The sequence below is a fragment of the Planktomarina temperata RCA23 genome (genome assembly GCF_000738435.1).
Taxonomy (GTDB): Bacteria; Pseudomonadota; Alphaproteobacteria; order Rhodobacterales; family Rhodobacteraceae; genus Planktomarina; species Planktomarina temperata.
The window spans coordinates 799,384-814,761 of sequence record NZ_CP003984.1 but is presented as its reverse complement, the minus strand read 5'-3'; the positions used below and the strand labels follow the sequence as shown (position 1 = coordinate 814,761).

The window sequence follows — 15,378 nt, the reverse complement described above, 5'->3', positions numbered from 1 at the left end:
ACATAGGTGATGTTGATATCGACGCGTGACTGGCATTGAACCAAAGGGAGACAGCTATGACTGTAATCAATACCAACACAGCGTCGATCAACGCGCAATATAATCTGAATAAAGTGAACAAAGAGATGGAGGCTGCCATGGAGCAACTTTCATCTGGAAAACGAATTAATTCTGCAGCCGACGATGCGGCGGGTTTGGCGATTTCGACACGGATGGAGAGTCAAGTTCGGGGCCTCGACCAAGCAATTCGTAATGCCAGCGATGCTCAGGCGTTAATTGATACGACCGAAGGCGCTCATCAAGAAGTAACAAATATCTTGCAGCGGATGCGTGAGCTAGCAGTGCAGTCGGCAAACGACACAAACGTTGCCAATGATCGCAAAAACCTAAACGCTGAAATTAACCAGCTTGTGACTGAAATTAATCGGATTGCGGATCAGACAACCTGGAACGGCGTCGGCGTTCTTGATGGATCTTTTACTTCAAAAACGTTTCAAATCGGCGCAGAGGCGAACCAGTCCATTTCAGTAGATGTGGATAGCGTAGCTGCAAGTGAAATTGGTTCACACTCTATCCGTACAATCGTAAACCAACAAGCAGCTACCACAAACGGACGTGGCGGATACGATATGTCGCTGAGTGGCAGCGCAGGCAGTGCAACAATCGACACAGCTGCAAATGAAACGGCAAAGTCCACAGCTGCCGCCATCAATCTGCAAACAGCTGCCACAGGTATTGCTGCAACCGCCGAAACAAATGTTAGGTTTTTTGGAGCCACTACTACTGGCGACATTTCGCTGAAAGTTAACGGTGAGACGCTTGCTAATGTGAACTTGTCGAGTGTTTCTGATTTGCGCGGTATTCGTGACGCCGTGAACGCAAAGTCTGGTACGACTGGTGTAACGGCTGCAATGGGCGCGAACGATGCAGAGGTTATCTTCACTCACGCTACCGGTGAAGACATCAAAATTGAGCGCGTGTCTGGCGATATGAACTTCCAGGTCGATGGCCTAAATATGGATGGCGGATCAACAGGAACAGAGCAGCTTACAGCGACCATTACTATGGCTTCTACTGCTTCTCCGGATTCTCTTGATACCGTTACGTTTACAATCTCTGCGGAGGGTGAAGATGACGTGGTATTGTCAGGAAATGCTACGGTCGCACAAACTCTTGCGAACTTGACCACTACTGCGGTGGGCAGTGCAACAAACAACGCTGATGGCCGCTATACTATTGCGTCTACCGGCGCTGGTAATATCTCAATCACTCGTGACGACGGCAAGACTTTCACAATAACGGCAGCTCAAAGCGAAACACAAGCTGCTGCTGAAGCGGCAGACCTCACTGTGAAGATTGATAGCGGTACGTTAAATGGCACCGCAACCACGGCTGCCTTTGGTGCTCAAAGTCAAACGCGAGAAATTTCAGAAGGAGCAGTTCTGTCATCGGGTGCCAAAAACGTGACTGTAGCAGGACAAGTGGAACTACGCTCCTCAACAGCGTTTACGGTAGGCGAAAGCGGCACTCCAGAGTCTTCTAAAGCTGGTTACCAAGGCAGTTATGATCTGGGTTTGGCATCCAATTCATCAACGCTTAATAAGATCTCAGACGTTAGTATTACGACCGTCAGAGGGGCCTTGAGCGCGATTAGCGCGATTGACGGGGCGCTCGAAAAGATTTCTGATGCTCGCAGTGCTCTTGGTGCGGTTTCAAATCGCCTCGATCACACAATCTCTAACCTGGGAAGCATAAAGATTAACATCGCCTCCTCTCAATCTCGCATTCAAGACGCAGACTTTGCTAAAGTGACTGGTGATTTGACCAAGTCTCAAATCATGAGCCAAGCGGCAACAGCAATGCTGGCGCAGGCGAATGCTTCTAAACAAGGCGTGTTAAGCCTGCTGCAAGGTTAAGTTGGGCGTAAGCTCAAGAAATCTGTCCTGAACCTGCTGCATTGGTAAGTTGGTTAGGAACAGAGAAAAGGCCTCCCTCGGGGGGCCTTTTTATTTTGTTGGCATGGACGGTTTGACCTGTTGCAGCACGCAACTTGATATGCCCTTTCGCTCATATGTAAGGCGTGATCTTTAAGATAATAAAAGCTCACCTGCTTATGAGAGCGCGCAAGCCGCATGTGCCAGTTGGCAGAAATGCAACGATGGTTTTGAGTTATTTTTTACATAAAAGGTGAGTCTGCGTTACATTTGGCAAACAGCTAATCGGCACTGATAAAAGTGACCAGCCTGGCATTAATCATATTTAAACTTGCCTGACAGAGCCGCAGAGGTGGTGGGACGGGCGAACAGGCCCCTGCTCCCTCGCTTAGCAAGTTACGAATTAAGCCAAGGTCCGAGGAGCAAGATGCATGCAACACTAGCCGTCAACCTTTCTAGAAAGAGCGTATGGCTCAAGGTCCCAGAATCGCGATGCTCGCACCTTTGTTGGTGGGCGAGCCCAGCGCCTTTAGGCGAGCTGATGCGCGTTACATCCTCAGAGAGCAGCTACGTGGCCCAATGGCTTCGGTACGAAGCTGTAGTCGTATCCAATAAGCAACAAAGCCAAGGCGGCTCCCATGGACCACTTTTTGTCAGACGCACTTGCGCAGGTCACTATTTTGTTATACTATAACATTAAATTGAAGGGCGGATCTATCATGCTCAACCAAGGTTCGAGGTTCAAGTTGCAGCTGAAGGCATTAGCATGATCCGTGGACCTTGCTCCTCAGTGCCACTGCGGTTGTTGGTAGCCAAGAAGCCCAAACGAAAATAGCCACGGCAAAATTTGGCTGCCTAACAAGTACAGGGATGGGGAATAGAACAGGGGCCCCTCAAATAGGGGGTGGGGTTGCTACGCTAGGATGTTTATCCATGTGAAAAGCTCAAAGTAACCCCCTCAGCCTAACCTTTTGCAGCAGGGCGGCCGTAGGGTGTTAGAAAACAACATTTTTGACGCAGCCCAGAGGCACCGTTTTGTTAGTAGGAAGCGAGGCAGAACACTTGAAGGACCAAGGTCCAAGGTTCGCATTCTAAGTGCCAGGATCCAAGGTCCATGCAACTCCGACTGCCGGCGGTGATGTGAGGAGTTAGGAGCAGGGAGCACGAATCTTGAACCTTGAACCTTGGCCACTGGAACACAAAGCTATCGAAGGAGATCTCAATGAATGATGCTTTCTTTGCAGCAGGGAAGGAATGGGAGCTGGGGCCAGACTGGCTGGGGCAACGCTGTGGCGCTAAAACCCGGAAGGGAACACCCTGTCAGAACCCCGCAATGAAAGGCAAGGCGCGCTGCCGCAACCACGGAGGTAAGTCCACCGGAGCACAGACCGCGGCGGGGCTAGCCAAGCTGAGTGCACTACATTGGAAGCACGGGCGTTGCACCAAGGCCGCAAAGGCTGAAACGAAGCGTCGCGCCCAGATTGGACGGGAGATCCGATCTGAGCTTAGAGACATTGAACGCGACGCGATTGCCTCGGGAACGTTAGCCAAGGACTGGCGGGACCAGTTCAAGTGACCCCATAGCTATGGTTCGGCCCTTATAGCTATCCTTGGAGAGCCGGACGTCACAACTGTCTCAGGCTGTCTCACCTCGGAGGAGTGACAAAAATATATTTAAAACAGATTCTTAATGCAGGGCGTCACAGGTGTCCCAGTTTTATAACTAACCTACTTATAAATCTGCCTTTACGACTGGGGAGTTTTTACAGGGGTGTTGATATATTCCTGAGACAGTCGGGACAGCGGGACATTTGGCGGTTAAATTGTAAAGAACGAGATTTAATCTGACAATTTTGTATATTTGAACAAAAGGAGTCAGAGAGATGAGCAACATCGAAAGTAAACTAATCAAGCCCAAGCTTGGCGTTTTGGAATTGGCAAAGCAGCTTGGCAGCGTCAGCGCGGCTTGCAAAACCATGGGCTATTCGCGTGACAGTTTTTACCGCTTCAAGAAGCTTTATGAGAACGGTGGCGAAGAAGCCTTGCGCGAGATCAGCCGTAAGAAGCCGATCATCCGCAACCGTGTACCGGAACATGTCGAACGCGCGGTGATTGAGCTTGCGATTGAAAATCCTGCCTTGGGCCAGCTGCGTGTCGCCCAAGAATTGTTGCAGCGGGGCATCGTGGTCTCCAGTGGTGGGGTGCGGTCGATTTGGTTGCGCAACGACCTGGAAACCATGAAAAAACGCCTGAAAGCCTTGGAAACGCGGTCCGCGCAAGAAGGGTTTGTTCTGACCGAAGCGCAGATTGTGGCGCTGGAAAAAGCCAAGTCACAACGTGAAGCGGCTGGTGAGATTGAGACCTACCATCCCGGCTATCTTGGCAGCCAGGATACCTATTTTGTCGGCACAATGAAGGGGGTTGGACGGATTTACCAACAAACCTTCGTCGATACATATAGCCGCGTGGCAATGGCAAAACTGTACATTGAGAAAACGGCGATCACTGCCGCCGATATGTTGAATGACCAAGTCGTACCCTTCTTTGACGAACAAGAGGTGCCCCTGCTGCGCATCTTAACAGATCGGGGCACGGAATATTGCGGCACCGTTGAGCGTCACAGCTATCAACTGTATCTGGCCATGGAAGATATTGATCACAGCAAGACAAAAGCCAACCATCCCCAAACAAACGGGATCTGTGAACGCTTTCATCGCACCATGAAAAATGAGTTCTATGACATAGCGTTCCGCAAGAAAATCTACGGATCGCTGGAAGAGCTGCAAACAGACGTTGATCATTGGTTGGCAAAATACAACGAACAGCGACCCCATTCGGGAAAACATTGCTACGGAAAAACGCCCATGCAAACATTCCGTGAAGCTCGACATTTGGTAGGCGAAAAGACTATCCCTATCACAAACCAATCTGACAGCATGTACGAAATGACACACGCTGGATGATAACAATGTCAGATTAAATAATGTCTTTTACACATTAATGCTGCTAGGGCAGCAGCCTGCAAAGATCTGTTTGGTTATGAAACTTTGAACATCGCTAGGACCGATTTGGTTAAGCTGACGGTGTCCAAAGCTGAGGGAAAGATGGTGGTTGAAATTTGCCCTATCGTTTTTCCAACTTTTTTTCCGGAGTTTAATGTGTGGCGCATAATAGTCATGGTAAAAGCTATTCAAGGTCGGCACGCTGCCAATTGCCGCGCGCTCCTCTTTAGGATCCAACCCTTTTGCGATCATATTCCCTGCCCGCCTCAAGCTCGTTTTGTCTGACAGTGCCTTGATTTTCATTGCGGTGGCTGAGGATTATTTTCTGGATTGGAGTCTATTAATTTAACTTCAAGAATATCTGGCGAGTTCAGTGCCATAAGGTCACGATACAAAGCTTCTGCCACATCCTTAGGATAAATTTGATCATTATCGCGGTAGAAAGCGAAAGATTTTTGATGCTTTTCGCGTTTGGCAGGATTGTTAAGTGTCGCCTTTGTCCAATTGTAAAGAGAATAACCGTCTAATCCGTTTCGCTCTGCTTCTTCGCAGTATGCCTTGAACTCATCGTAGGTACAGACGGCTTGCATATCATATTTTTTTGCAATCTCTGTGACTTTTATAGCTGTTGTCGAAGTACCTCGCGACCGAAGGTCTGTCGATAATGCAGAGGTGACAACAATTCTAATTTGATACAACCAGTCAGTCATGTATGCTCCATCCTTAGTAACTTAGCACAGTAAAAACAGTAGTCAGATTTTTAGAGGTTACCAGAGATGTTCAGTTCGTTTTTCCCTTCTCCTCGGTATTTTTTCGTTTCTTCATCAGCATGGATAGTGACGCTCATCATAGTTTGGTACACCTTGGGCGAGAGCATTGGCACGTTTTTAGGTTTCAACTTAAAAGAAAGCCAAACAGTAATTGGACTTGGGCATTTCATCACACCAGAATTTCTATGGTTCGACGCATATTTTTTATTTGGTGCAGGCTCAATTTACCTGTTTTGGAACTTTAAAACGAAACACACCTGGTCAAACTGGTCTATACTGGGATCAGCGTTACTAATTTATCTGTCTTACACATCGGTTCAGGTATCTGTCGTTATTAACGCTTGGTACGGACCGTTTTATGACGATATTCAAAATGCACTCACTGGTTCAGGTGAAGTAACCACCCTTGATTTGTATTCTCATCTTGGAACTTTTTCGTTAATTGCTTTTCCATACATCGCTTTAATAATTGCCAACCGATTTTTTACATCACATTATATTTTTCGTTGGCGCACTGCGATGAATGACTACTACGTTGAGCGTTGGGCGAAAATTAGAAAGATAGAAGGCGCCTCGCAGCGAATACAAGAAGACACAATGCGATTTGCAGGCATAATGGAGGGACTTGGGATTGCATTTGTGGACTCAGTGATGACCCTTGTTGCTTTCTTACCGGTGTTGGCCGCGCTCTCGATCCATGTAGAACAACTACCATTAATCGGCCAGGTTCCTTATCCTCTAGTTACAATCGCAATATTCTGGTCGACGTTTGGAACCCTTTTACTTTTAGTCGCAGGTATAAAGTTACCAGGATTAGAGTTTAAAAATCAAAGAGTAGAGGCAGCTTTTCGGAAAGAGCTGGTATTAGGCGAGGACAGTTCAGAAAGAGCTAGGCCTGAAACTCTAACAGAGTTATTTTCTAACGTCAGAAAAAATTATTTTAGGATTTTTATTCACTATACATATTTTAACTTGTTCAGATACATGTATGTGCAAGCAGACAATGTTATTGCGTACGTATTTTTAATTCCTACCATTGTATCTGGCCGAATAACGCTAGGAATTATGAACCAAATACTGCGAGCATTTGGACAGGTTGCATCATCTTTCCAGTTTTTAGTGTCTTCTTGGACAACAATCATTGAGCTAATATCTATATATAAAAGACTTCAAGCATTCGAGGCGGCTATCGCTGATTTACCGATGCCAACCGTTGATAGAGAGTTTATCGAAGCTGGCCAAACCGAGAGATAAAGTCTTCGATTAGCATCACAACGAACCTTTATACGGCTGATGAACGATGAATGGTAAAAATGGTGCTGTCAGACGAATGAGAACTCGCATCAGATTGCTGGCGCAGCCTGAATCTATGCGCTCAATAGTTGGCGCCACTCAGTAAGAGCGGCGGTTCGATTGAGCTTGAAATTGTCTCGTGAGGGCACTGTCAGAGTAAACTTGCTTGAAGCGGGCAGGGCTAATTTGTAACCATGCCGAATGACGAAACGTTCCCCATTCCACTACTTCAAAACCAGCCCTGAAGTCATCCGTCTTGCAGTAATGATGTACGTTCGATTTACGCTTTCTCTTCGTAATGTGGAGGACCTTCTTCATGAACGGGGTGTAGATGTAAGCCATGAAACGATCCGGTTTTGGTGGAACCGCTTCGGGCCAATGTTTGCTGCAGAGATTACGAGGAAAAGACGTAACCAGGCACACAGTCATTCTAATTGGCAGTGGCACATTGATGAGGTGTTTGTGAAGATCAATGGTGAACGGCACTACCTTTAGCGTGCTGTAGATCACGAAGGTGAAGTTCTGGAAAGTTACGTAAGTAAGCGTAGAGATCGCAAGGCCGCGTTGAAATTCATAAGAAAATCAATGAAGCGCAATGGCCAACCTAAAATTATAGTAACGGACAAACTGCGTTCCTACCGCGCAGCGATGATGATCATAGGAAATGCTGACCGGCAAGAAACAGGTCGCTGGGTAAACAACAGAGCTGAGAATTCTCATTTACCGTTCAGGCGACGAGAGAGGGCGATGCTAAGATTTCGACGAGCGAAAACCTTGCAGAAATTCGTCTCCATCCACACTTAAATCCAAAACCTTTTCAACCAGGAACGCCATCTCTATTCACATGCTAATTTTAAGCTAAACCGTGCCGCTGCTATCGCTGAGTGGCGTCAACTACTGAGCGCATAGATTTCGATTGTCCCATCAATCTGATGCTTGCAATCATTAGTCTGACAGCACCCTATTTTTAACTATTTAAATTACAAATTAGTTGGAATTATCAGCTTTTTACCCAAATCCAAGCTTTGATAAATGACACGAATTTCTTAGCTTGCAATATGGACAAAAAAATTCGATTTACCAACACTTTCAACCAATTCAAACAAAATCTGTGCATGCTTTGGATCCAGTCTCACGCAACCAGCCGAAGCTGGTGTGCCCAAATTTTTGATGTCAGTTGTCCCATGGATGGCATAATTGCCATTATAAAATATCGAATACGGCATCGGTGCGTCATTATATAACGAGGATTTATGATCCCTTGAAAGCCATTGAGCCGCCCAAGTCCCATTAGGTGTGGTCTTACCAGAGCGTGCGGTAGATACCTTCCAAGTGTAAACATGTTTTCCGTCTTTGATTAATTTCAATTTTTGTTCACTCTTTAAAACTAAAGCAATTACTCGATGTTCTAAAACACCAAACTCCTTTTCAAAATCTGATAAATTAAATAACTCTCTGAGCCTCTCATCGGGAGCCACTTCTAAGCTAACTTCAGAAAACGCCGAGAACGCAAAATCATCGCCCAACGCCTTCGTAGACATTTTGTCTGGAGAAGATAGGGAACTAAACAAAATAGGTTTTCTTGAGTTGAACTTTTGATCGTCATTTGCGTGATGTATTGATTGGTTTTTAAAGTCACTAGTTTCAAAATCTGCTTTTAAAGCTAATTGCATCGAGACGCCCATAGTCGTTTGGACTTCATCACTATAATTATCAGATTTATATAACAAATTAGAGTTCTGAGTATTGATTGAGAAATTAATATGCTTCAAAGAAGGCATAATCAGGGGTCCGTTTTCTTGAATTTTGTGAGTGTTTATCGGAATGAAAACCAAAAATAGAAAACAAATGACAACAGCCGTAATTAGCCTTGCCACAGTGGGTTTATCTTGAGCCAATAGTTGTACAGTTTCAGGAGATTTGTAGTTATCCAACCGTTTCTGGATTTGACCAATGCGCTCGTAAATTTCTTTCTCATCCACTGTCAAAGTCTCCTCAAACATAAGCATACCAAATAGATTATGCTTAGTTCGATTAAACGACAGCAATATATAAAAAATTACCTCAGGACGGCTCATCCCGCACTCGGCGGAGGTTAGCTTTGAAGAAAACTGTAATTTCTATCGTTCAATAGCGTTGCTGCTAGTTTTACCGCCCGCACCCCGCATAATGCTCCACTAGGTCACAATTATTCCAACCACTTTAAAATTTAGACTTGAACGTAAGTAATGCGAAGGTTTTTTGTACGTAGCGAAATATTAATCTTAGGAGCTAACAAATGTCGGAGAATTTCTACGTCAATACAGTTGGAGCTGTACCAGCTGGCAAACTATCAGAAGCTGTTTCGCTAGGTGTAACGCTTGCTGAGGAGTCCAAGGCTGCAGGATCAACTCGAGCTAGCGTTGGTACCATAATGACCGGCAACAACGCAGGCAGCGTAGTCTTTCAGCAATTCTTCCAGTCTCTAAACGATTTTGCAAATGTAATGGATGCTTTCTCTACATCAGACACTTACGGAAAAATAATGGGAACTGGATTAACAGTCACGATGCGAAATATAGCAAAATTTTGCGACGTACCTTTTGATGCACCGGCTAACCCTCAAAGAAAATACGTAGTTTTAACACGTGGCAAATCGCATATCTCACAACCAGAGTTAATGGAATTGATGGCAGAAGCATCCCCTATGTTTGCAGAAACTGGGGCGCAAACTTTTAGGTTTGCTAGAATTATGACGGGCAACAATGCAGGTGATTTTTTATTGGGTGTCACCTACCCGTCCATGTCAGAAATTGAAGCGACGTACGATGCTATCGCCAGTAACCCTGTTGCTGCAAAAATCTATAACGCACTTGATGTGAATCTTAGAACCATAATCAAGGTTCAAAGTACGGCGATGTAAAATTAGCAGCATAGCATTAGGAGTAGATAACAATGCTTGTGGTAACAACAATACGTTTATCTAAAGGCTTTAAAGCTTGGAAGGACATGGTGCATTCCGTTGGCGATAAGATGAAAGAACACGGGATGACTTTTGTTTTTGCTGGAACGCAAAAAGATGATGACAGCATGCTACACACAGTCATTCATTTTGAAAGTGAAGCACATCTTAAGAGTTTCTCAGAAGATCAGGAACTTACGCGCTTAAGAGCGGAAGCTGGAGCAATAGTGGAAACAGGTACGTTTACACCAATCACTGACGAAGCGTTTATTAATTATCCTATGGTCTTAAATTTGAAGTAAAGGAAATCAAGCGATGCACGTGAGCATGTCACACTGGGAAGCGCCAGAAATTACTGATAATATGTACGAAACAATGCAAAAACGTTTCATGCCGATGATAAAATCATTAGGCGCAACGCAATGTTTTGAAGTTCAGACAAGTGATACGACGGTGAGCATCATTGCCGTATACCCTGATGAAGTAACTTTTATAGAAGCATCCCAACGAATAGCTGAAATACGTTCTGAAGGGTCGGATAGGTGCTGTCAGACTAATGAGAACTCGCATCGGATTGCTGGCGCAGCTTTAATCTATGCGCTCAATAGTTGGCGCCACTCAGCAAGAGCGGCGGTTCGATTGAGTTTGAAATTGTCTCGTGAGTAGAAGTGGCGCTCTTGATTGAAATGGTTGTGGACTGAAGAGTGGACGGCAGCGAACTTTTGCAGACAGCGCATCTGTCGGAAGCGGAGCATAGCGCGTTCTCGTCGTCGAAACGGCAAGTGGGAATTCTCAGCTGTAAAAGACATTATTTAATCTGACATTGTTATCATCCAGCGTGTGTCATTTCGTACATGCTGTCAGATTGGTTTGTGATAGGGATAGTCTTTTCGCCTACCAAATGTCGAGCTTCACGGAATGTTTGCATGGGCGTTTTTCCGTAGCAATGTTTTCCCGAATGGGGTCGCTGTTCGTTGTATTTTGCCAACCAATGATCAACGTCTGTTTGCAGCTCTTCCAGCGATCCGTAGATTTTCTTGCGGAACGCTATGTCATAGAACTCATTTTTCATGGTGCGATGAAAGCGTTCACAGATCCCGTTTGTTTGGGGATGGTTGGCTTTTGTCTTGCTGTGATCAATATCTTCCATGGCCAGATACAGTTGATAGCTGTGACGCTCAACGGTGCCGCAATATTCCGTGCCCCGATCTGTTAAGATGCGCAGCAGGGGCACCTCTTGTTCGTCAAAGAAGGGTACGACTTGGTCATTCAACATATCGGCGGCAGTGATCGCCGTTTTCTCAATGTACAGTTTTGCCATTGCCACGCGGCTATATGTATCGACGAAGGTTTGTTGGTAAATCCGTCCAACCCCCTTCATTGTGCCGACAAAATAGGTATCCTGGCTGCCAAGATAGCCGGGATGGTAGGTCTCAATCTCACCAGCCGCTTCACGTTGTGACTTGGCTTTTTCCAGCGCCACAATCTGCGCTTCGGTCAGAACAAACCCTTCTTGCGCGGACCGCGTTTCCAAGGCTTTCAGGCGTTTTTTCATGGTTTCCAGCTCGTTGCGCAACCAAATCGACCGCACCCCACCACTGGAGACCACGATGCCCCGCTGCAACAATTCTTGGGCGACACGCAGCTGGCCCAAGGCAGGATTTTCAATCGCAAGCTCAATCACCGCGCGTTCGACATGTTCCGGTACACGGTTGCGGATGATCGGCTTCTTACGGCTGATCTCGCGCAAGGCTTCTTCGCCACCGTTCTCATAAAGCTTCTTGAAGCGGTAAAAACTGTCACGCGAATAGCCCATGGTTTTGCAAGCCGCGCTGACGCTGCCAAGCTGCTTTGCCAATTCCAAAACGCCAAGCTTGGGCTTGATTAGTTTACTTTCGATGTTCGTCATCTCTCTGACTCCTTTTGTTCAAATATACAAAATTGTCAGATTAAATCTCGTTCTTTACATCTCAGCCCGATTATTTACCCAGCGACCCGTTTCCTGCCGATCCGCGTTGCCAACAACTTTCATTGCAGCGCCGTAGGAACGTAGTTTGTCCGTCACAACTACTTCTGGCCCGCCGTAGCGCTTCATTACTTTTCTGAGAAATTTCAATGCCGCTTTGCGGTCTCGGCGCTTGGTAACATAACTTTCCAGTACCTCACCTTCGTGATCAACGGCTCGCCAGAGATAATGTGTCTCTCCATTTATCTTTACGAAGACCTCGTCCAAGTGCCATTGCCAGTTCGAATAAGATCGCATCCTACTGACCCGGTTTCTTCGTATCTCAGCAGCAAACATCGGACCAAATCTATTCCACCAAAACCGAACTGTTTCGTGGCTGATCTCAATGCCTCGTTCGTGCAGAAGATCTTCCACGTTACGGAGTGAGAGCGGAAAACGAACATACAGCATCACAGCCAAGCGGATGATCTCAGGGCTCGTTTTAAAGTACCTGAATGGGGAGTGTTTTGTCATACGGAGAGGCTACGAAACAGCCCGCTCCGTCTCAAGCTCGTTTTGTCTGACAGTGCCCTGCAAAATTATCGCACACCTCAAAATCCACGCTAAGCCCAAATTCTTCCGCAAGCGTGATAGCCTGTTTGCGTGCCTTGGTCTCAAGACTTTCCATACCTTCGTCACGAATTGTCCGCAACGTGGCGAAAACCTCGCCCTCACCGGGCGCCACGCCAAATGATGGTTCGCCAATTTTTACATGGGTAATCGTCACCAGTCGGAAATCATCGTCAAGTGGTCCTCCTTGACCAAGTGCATCAAGGGACGGGATCAGCTTGGCTATTGCCTGCGCTGGAGAAACGCCATCTTCAGGGTCGGCTGCATGGGCAGTTTTGCCCGCAAGCCTAATCTTAAGTCCTAAAGAGGCGCAGTTAATTAGCCCCTCGCAGGTGGAGACGTACCCAAACGGTCGTCCGGGTTCGATATGAATGGCGAATGCCCAATCGGCTTGGATTTCTTGATACGCTGGATCGGCGACTACAGCTTTTGCACCGCTACCATCCTCTTCTGCCGGCTGGAACATGAGAATGACACGCCCTTGTCCAACGGGTTGACGAGCAATCATGCGCCCCAATCCAAGCAACATTGTCATATGGCCATCATGACCGCAAACGTGACTTTTCCCAGGGGTTTGCGACGACCAAGCAATATTATTGCGTTCTTCAATTGGCAGAGCATCAAGCTCAGCACGGAAAAGGACTGTCGGTCCAGCTTTTCCGCTGTCAAAAACCGCAGCGACACCATGACCACCTAATCCAGTCAAAATGCGAGTTGGCAACATCGATCTCAGCGCAGCGGTGATCTTACTGGCTGTCTCCACCTCTTCCCCCGACAATTCGGGATGGCGATGAAGTTCACGGCGAAATTCAGTAAGTTCCGTGAGGTCAAGATCTGTTAGCATGCTTGCTCTGCTTTCGAATTGAGTTAGAGCCAATCATGCGTTGATAATTTGCATCAGTGGGTGCTGTCAACGTGCTAAAAATTCGCATCGGATTTCTGGTTCAGCCTAAATCTATTCGCACATAAATTGGCCGTACTCATACAGAGCAGCGGCGCGCTTCAGCTAGAAATTGAGGCGAGAATAAAGATGGCGTTCACTTAGGGCTGTACAAGCAATCTAACCCCACACCCAGCCTGTGTAGCGCCTTCAGCGGACCTGAGTGACGTCAGCAGGCAAACAGCCGCCTAACCGTATGTCAAACCAAACATGTTTGCAGCGATGCGCAGGCGTGCGGGCGCGTGGCAGAGTTGGTCAGTTTTACGTCCCTTTTCATCGGTATAAGTTACAAATTAGCGCTGCCCACCTGAAGGCAGTTTGCACTGACAATAACGCTTTACACTTTTCAGCAGAAGGTAATACTTGCAATCTGGAAGTAGTGACGGACACAACAAGTCATGGATGATTTGATCACCGATAGCAGATATTCTTGGGTGCGTCTTGGCCTCACGCTTTTTGTAGCAACCGTAATTAATGCCGGAATGTGGGCAATCATTGTTATTATGCCTGCTATTGAAGCGGAGTACGGCGGCACGCGGGCAATGGTGTCGCTGCCTTATACCCTTACGATGGTTGGGTTCGCGTTTGGAAACTATGTTATTGGTCGAGCCGTGGACCATTTTGGTATAACCGCGTCCTTGATTGTCGCTGCTATTATGACTGCCATTGGTTTTATTTTAGCAACGCTCTCGAGCTCTTTACTCATACTTTCGTTCACCCAGCTAATGGTAGGCTTTGCGTCGGCCGTGGGGTTTGGTCCACTCATTGCCGACATTTCGCATTGGTTTGTACGTCGTCGGGGTATCGCTGTCGCTATTGCGGCATCGGGCAATTACCTATCAGGTGCCATTTGGCCAATATTGTTGGCAAAGGTTCTCGCAGAAAATGGCTGGCGTGCTGTCTACATCGTGATGGCGGCTGTCACACTATTTGCTGTGATCCCTTTGTCGCTTGCTCTTCGTCGTCGTCTGCCTCAACAAGTGCAGACAGCAGCGCAAAATACATCGCTGGCAAATGCAAAGACAGTTGGTCTGTCTCCTCGTGCGTTGCAGTATTTGCTGGGTTTTGCTGGGATAGGTTGCTGTGTGGCAATGTCGATGCCTCAAGTTCACATTGTTGCTTATTGTGTGGATTTGGGCTTCGGTCCCGCTGTAGGCGCGCAAATGCTCTCCTTAATGTTGCTTTTTGGAGTTGTATCAAGGATCATTTCAGGACTCGTTGCAGATATATTGGGCGGCGTGCAAACTTTGCTAATCGGCTCATCTTTGCAATGTTTGGCCTTATTTTTGTATCTACCGTCGGGTGGGATGGTTTCGCTCTATGTTGTCAGCCTCGTTTTTGGGCTGAGCCAAGGTGGCATCGTCCCCAGCTATGCGCTGGTTGTCCGCGAATATATGCCGGCGAAAGAAGCAGGCGCCCGCGTTGGCTTCGTTATGATGGCGACTATTTTGGGGATGGCTCTAGGAGGTTGGTTGTCCGGTCTAACCTATGATTTGAGCGGCTCCTATACACTAGCCTTCCTTAACGGAATAATTTGGAATAGTGCTAATATCGCAGTCATCATTTGGCTAATTTTACGTAGTCGCGCCAGTATGTCAGCATCCGCAGCAGCCTGAAACACCAGTTTATTAAATTCCATTGAGACCTTACATACGCCCCACACCCAGCCCCTTTTGCGCTTTAAGCGAGCCACAGTGGCGCCAGCAGGCAAACAGCCGCCTAACCGCATGCCAAAACAAACATGTTTGCAGCGATGCGCAGGCGTGCGGGCGCGTTACAAAAATAGCTGGTATGGTCAACCAAAGGGGGGACAAAATCACAGCCAGGTGGATGATCTCTGGGCTTGTTTTAAAGCACCTGAATGGAGAGCATTTTGTCATACGGAGAGGATATAAAGCCGCCCTTCCCTTCTTAAGTTAGTTT

General features: G+C 46.9%; 13 protein-coding genes and 3 pseudogenes. 9 read left to right on the top strand and 7 right to left on the bottom strand.

The window, feature by feature from the left end; all coding sequences use genetic code 11:
- The first annotated feature begins 56 nt into the window (after nt 1–56).
- The 3 genes from RCA23_RS03885 to RCA23_RS03875 all read left to right on the top strand — a co-directional run bounded on the left by RCA23_RS03885 (nt 57) and on the right by RCA23_RS03875 (nt 4,897).
- Nucleotides 57–1,916, top strand: coding sequence for a flagellin N-terminal helical domain-containing protein (locus tag RCA23_RS03885; RefSeq protein WP_052377015.1), 1,860 nt, complete (start codon nt 57–59; stop codon nt 1,914–1,916).
- 1,240 nt (nt 1,917–3,156) lie between these two features.
- Nucleotides 3,157–3,510: an HGGxSTG domain-containing protein gene (locus RCA23_RS03880; protein WP_044049180.1), complete on the top strand. Its 354-nt coding sequence runs from the start codon at nt 3,157–3,159 to the stop codon at nt 3,508–3,510.
- A 307-nt stretch (nt 3,511–3,817) separates the two neighbouring features.
- Nucleotides 3,818–4,897 (top strand): IS481 family transposase, encoded by a 1,080-nt coding sequence (locus RCA23_RS03875; RefSeq protein ID WP_044049179.1) that lies wholly within the window; start codon nt 3,818–3,820, stop codon nt 4,895–4,897.
- Nucleotides 4,898–4,924: 27 nt separating this feature from the next.
- On the opposite strand, the gene RCA23_RS03870 is transcribed toward RCA23_RS03875, so the two are convergent.
- Both RCA23_RS03870 and RCA23_RS03865 read right to left on the bottom strand, forming a co-directional pair.
- Nucleotides 4,925–5,188, bottom strand: a complete 264-nt coding sequence (locus RCA23_RS03870; RefSeq protein WP_169701322.1) for a tyrosine-type recombinase/integrase — start codon at nt 5,186–5,188, stop codon at nt 4,925–4,927.
- A 47-nt stretch (nt 5,189–5,235) separates the two neighbouring features.
- On the bottom strand, nt 5,236–5,646 hold the full coding sequence (locus RCA23_RS03865; protein WP_044049177.1) for a hypothetical protein: 411 nt from the start codon (nt 5,644–5,646) through the stop codon (nt 5,236–5,238).
- Between the two features lie 66 nt (nt 5,647–5,712).
- On the opposite strand from RCA23_RS03865, the gene sbmA reads away from it, so the two are divergent.
- Nucleotides 5,713–6,960 carry a peptide antibiotic transporter SbmA gene (sbmA, locus tag RCA23_RS03860; protein WP_044049176.1) on the top strand — a complete coding sequence of 416 codons (1,248 nt, stop codon included), beginning with the start codon at nt 5,713–5,715 and terminating at the stop codon, nt 6,958–6,960.
- Nucleotides 6,961–7,200: 240 nt separating this feature from the next.
- Nucleotides 7,201–7,908: pseudogene (locus tag RCA23_RS03855) on the top strand (IS6 family transposase).
- Between the two features lie 137 nt (nt 7,909–8,045).
- Here the strand turns inward: RCA23_RS03855 and RCA23_RS16730 are convergent.
- Nucleotides 8,046–8,981 (bottom strand): L,D-transpeptidase, encoded by a 936-nt coding sequence (locus RCA23_RS16730; protein WP_236631391.1) that lies wholly within the window; start codon nt 8,979–8,981, stop codon nt 8,046–8,048.
- Nucleotides 8,982–9,277: 296 nt separating this feature from the next.
- On the opposite strand from RCA23_RS16730, the gene RCA23_RS03845 reads away from it, so the two are divergent.
- The 3 genes from RCA23_RS03845 to RCA23_RS16395 are packed head-to-tail and all read left to right on the top strand — an operon-like array spanning nt 9,278 to nt 10,606.
- A complete protein-coding gene (locus RCA23_RS03845; RefSeq protein WP_044049175.1) occupies nt 9,278–9,901 on the top strand; it encodes a DUF6854 domain-containing protein in 624 nt (207 codons plus the stop codon).
- Nucleotides 9,902–9,933: 32 nt separating this feature from the next.
- A complete protein-coding gene (locus RCA23_RS03840; protein ID WP_044049174.1) occupies nt 9,934–10,242 on the top strand; it encodes a DUF3764 family protein in 309 nt (102 codons plus the stop codon).
- A 25-nt stretch (nt 10,243–10,267) separates the two neighbouring features.
- Nucleotides 10,268–10,606 (top strand): hypothetical protein, encoded by a 339-nt coding sequence (locus tag RCA23_RS16395; RefSeq protein ID WP_169701321.1) that lies wholly within the window; start codon nt 10,268–10,270, stop codon nt 10,604–10,606.
- On the opposite strand, the pseudogene RCA23_RS16725 reads toward RCA23_RS16395, so the two are convergent.
- From RCA23_RS16725 to RCA23_RS03825, 4 genes and pseudogenes are all read right to left on the bottom strand, one after another.
- Nucleotides 10,534–10,737 (bottom strand): annotated as a pseudogene (locus tag RCA23_RS16725) (IS6 family transposase); the annotation flags it as partial. The gene RCA23_RS16395 and the pseudogene RCA23_RS16725 sit on opposite strands and share 73 nt — an antisense overlap.
- 32 nt (nt 10,738–10,769) lie before the next feature.
- Entirely contained in the window at nt 10,770–11,849 is a 1,080-nt protein-coding gene (locus tag RCA23_RS03835) for an IS481 family transposase (protein WP_044048845.1), read from the bottom strand.
- A gap of 60 nt (nt 11,850–11,909) precedes the next feature.
- Nucleotides 11,910–12,419, bottom strand: a pseudogene (locus RCA23_RS03830) (IS6 family transposase); the annotation flags it as partial.
- A gap of 31 nt (nt 12,420–12,450) precedes the next feature.
- On the bottom strand, nt 12,451–13,359 hold the full coding sequence (locus RCA23_RS03825) for an amidohydrolase (RefSeq protein WP_236631390.1): 909 nt from the start codon (nt 13,357–13,359) through the stop codon (nt 12,451–12,453).
- Between the two features lie 494 nt (nt 13,360–13,853).
- Here RCA23_RS03825 and RCA23_RS03820 point away from each other — a divergent pair, with 494 nt between their 5' ends.
- Nucleotides 13,854–15,071 (top strand): MFS transporter, encoded by a 1,218-nt coding sequence (locus tag RCA23_RS03820; protein ID WP_044049173.1) that lies wholly within the window; start codon nt 13,854–13,856, stop codon nt 15,069–15,071.
- Nucleotides 15,072–15,378: the final 307 nt, after the last annotated feature.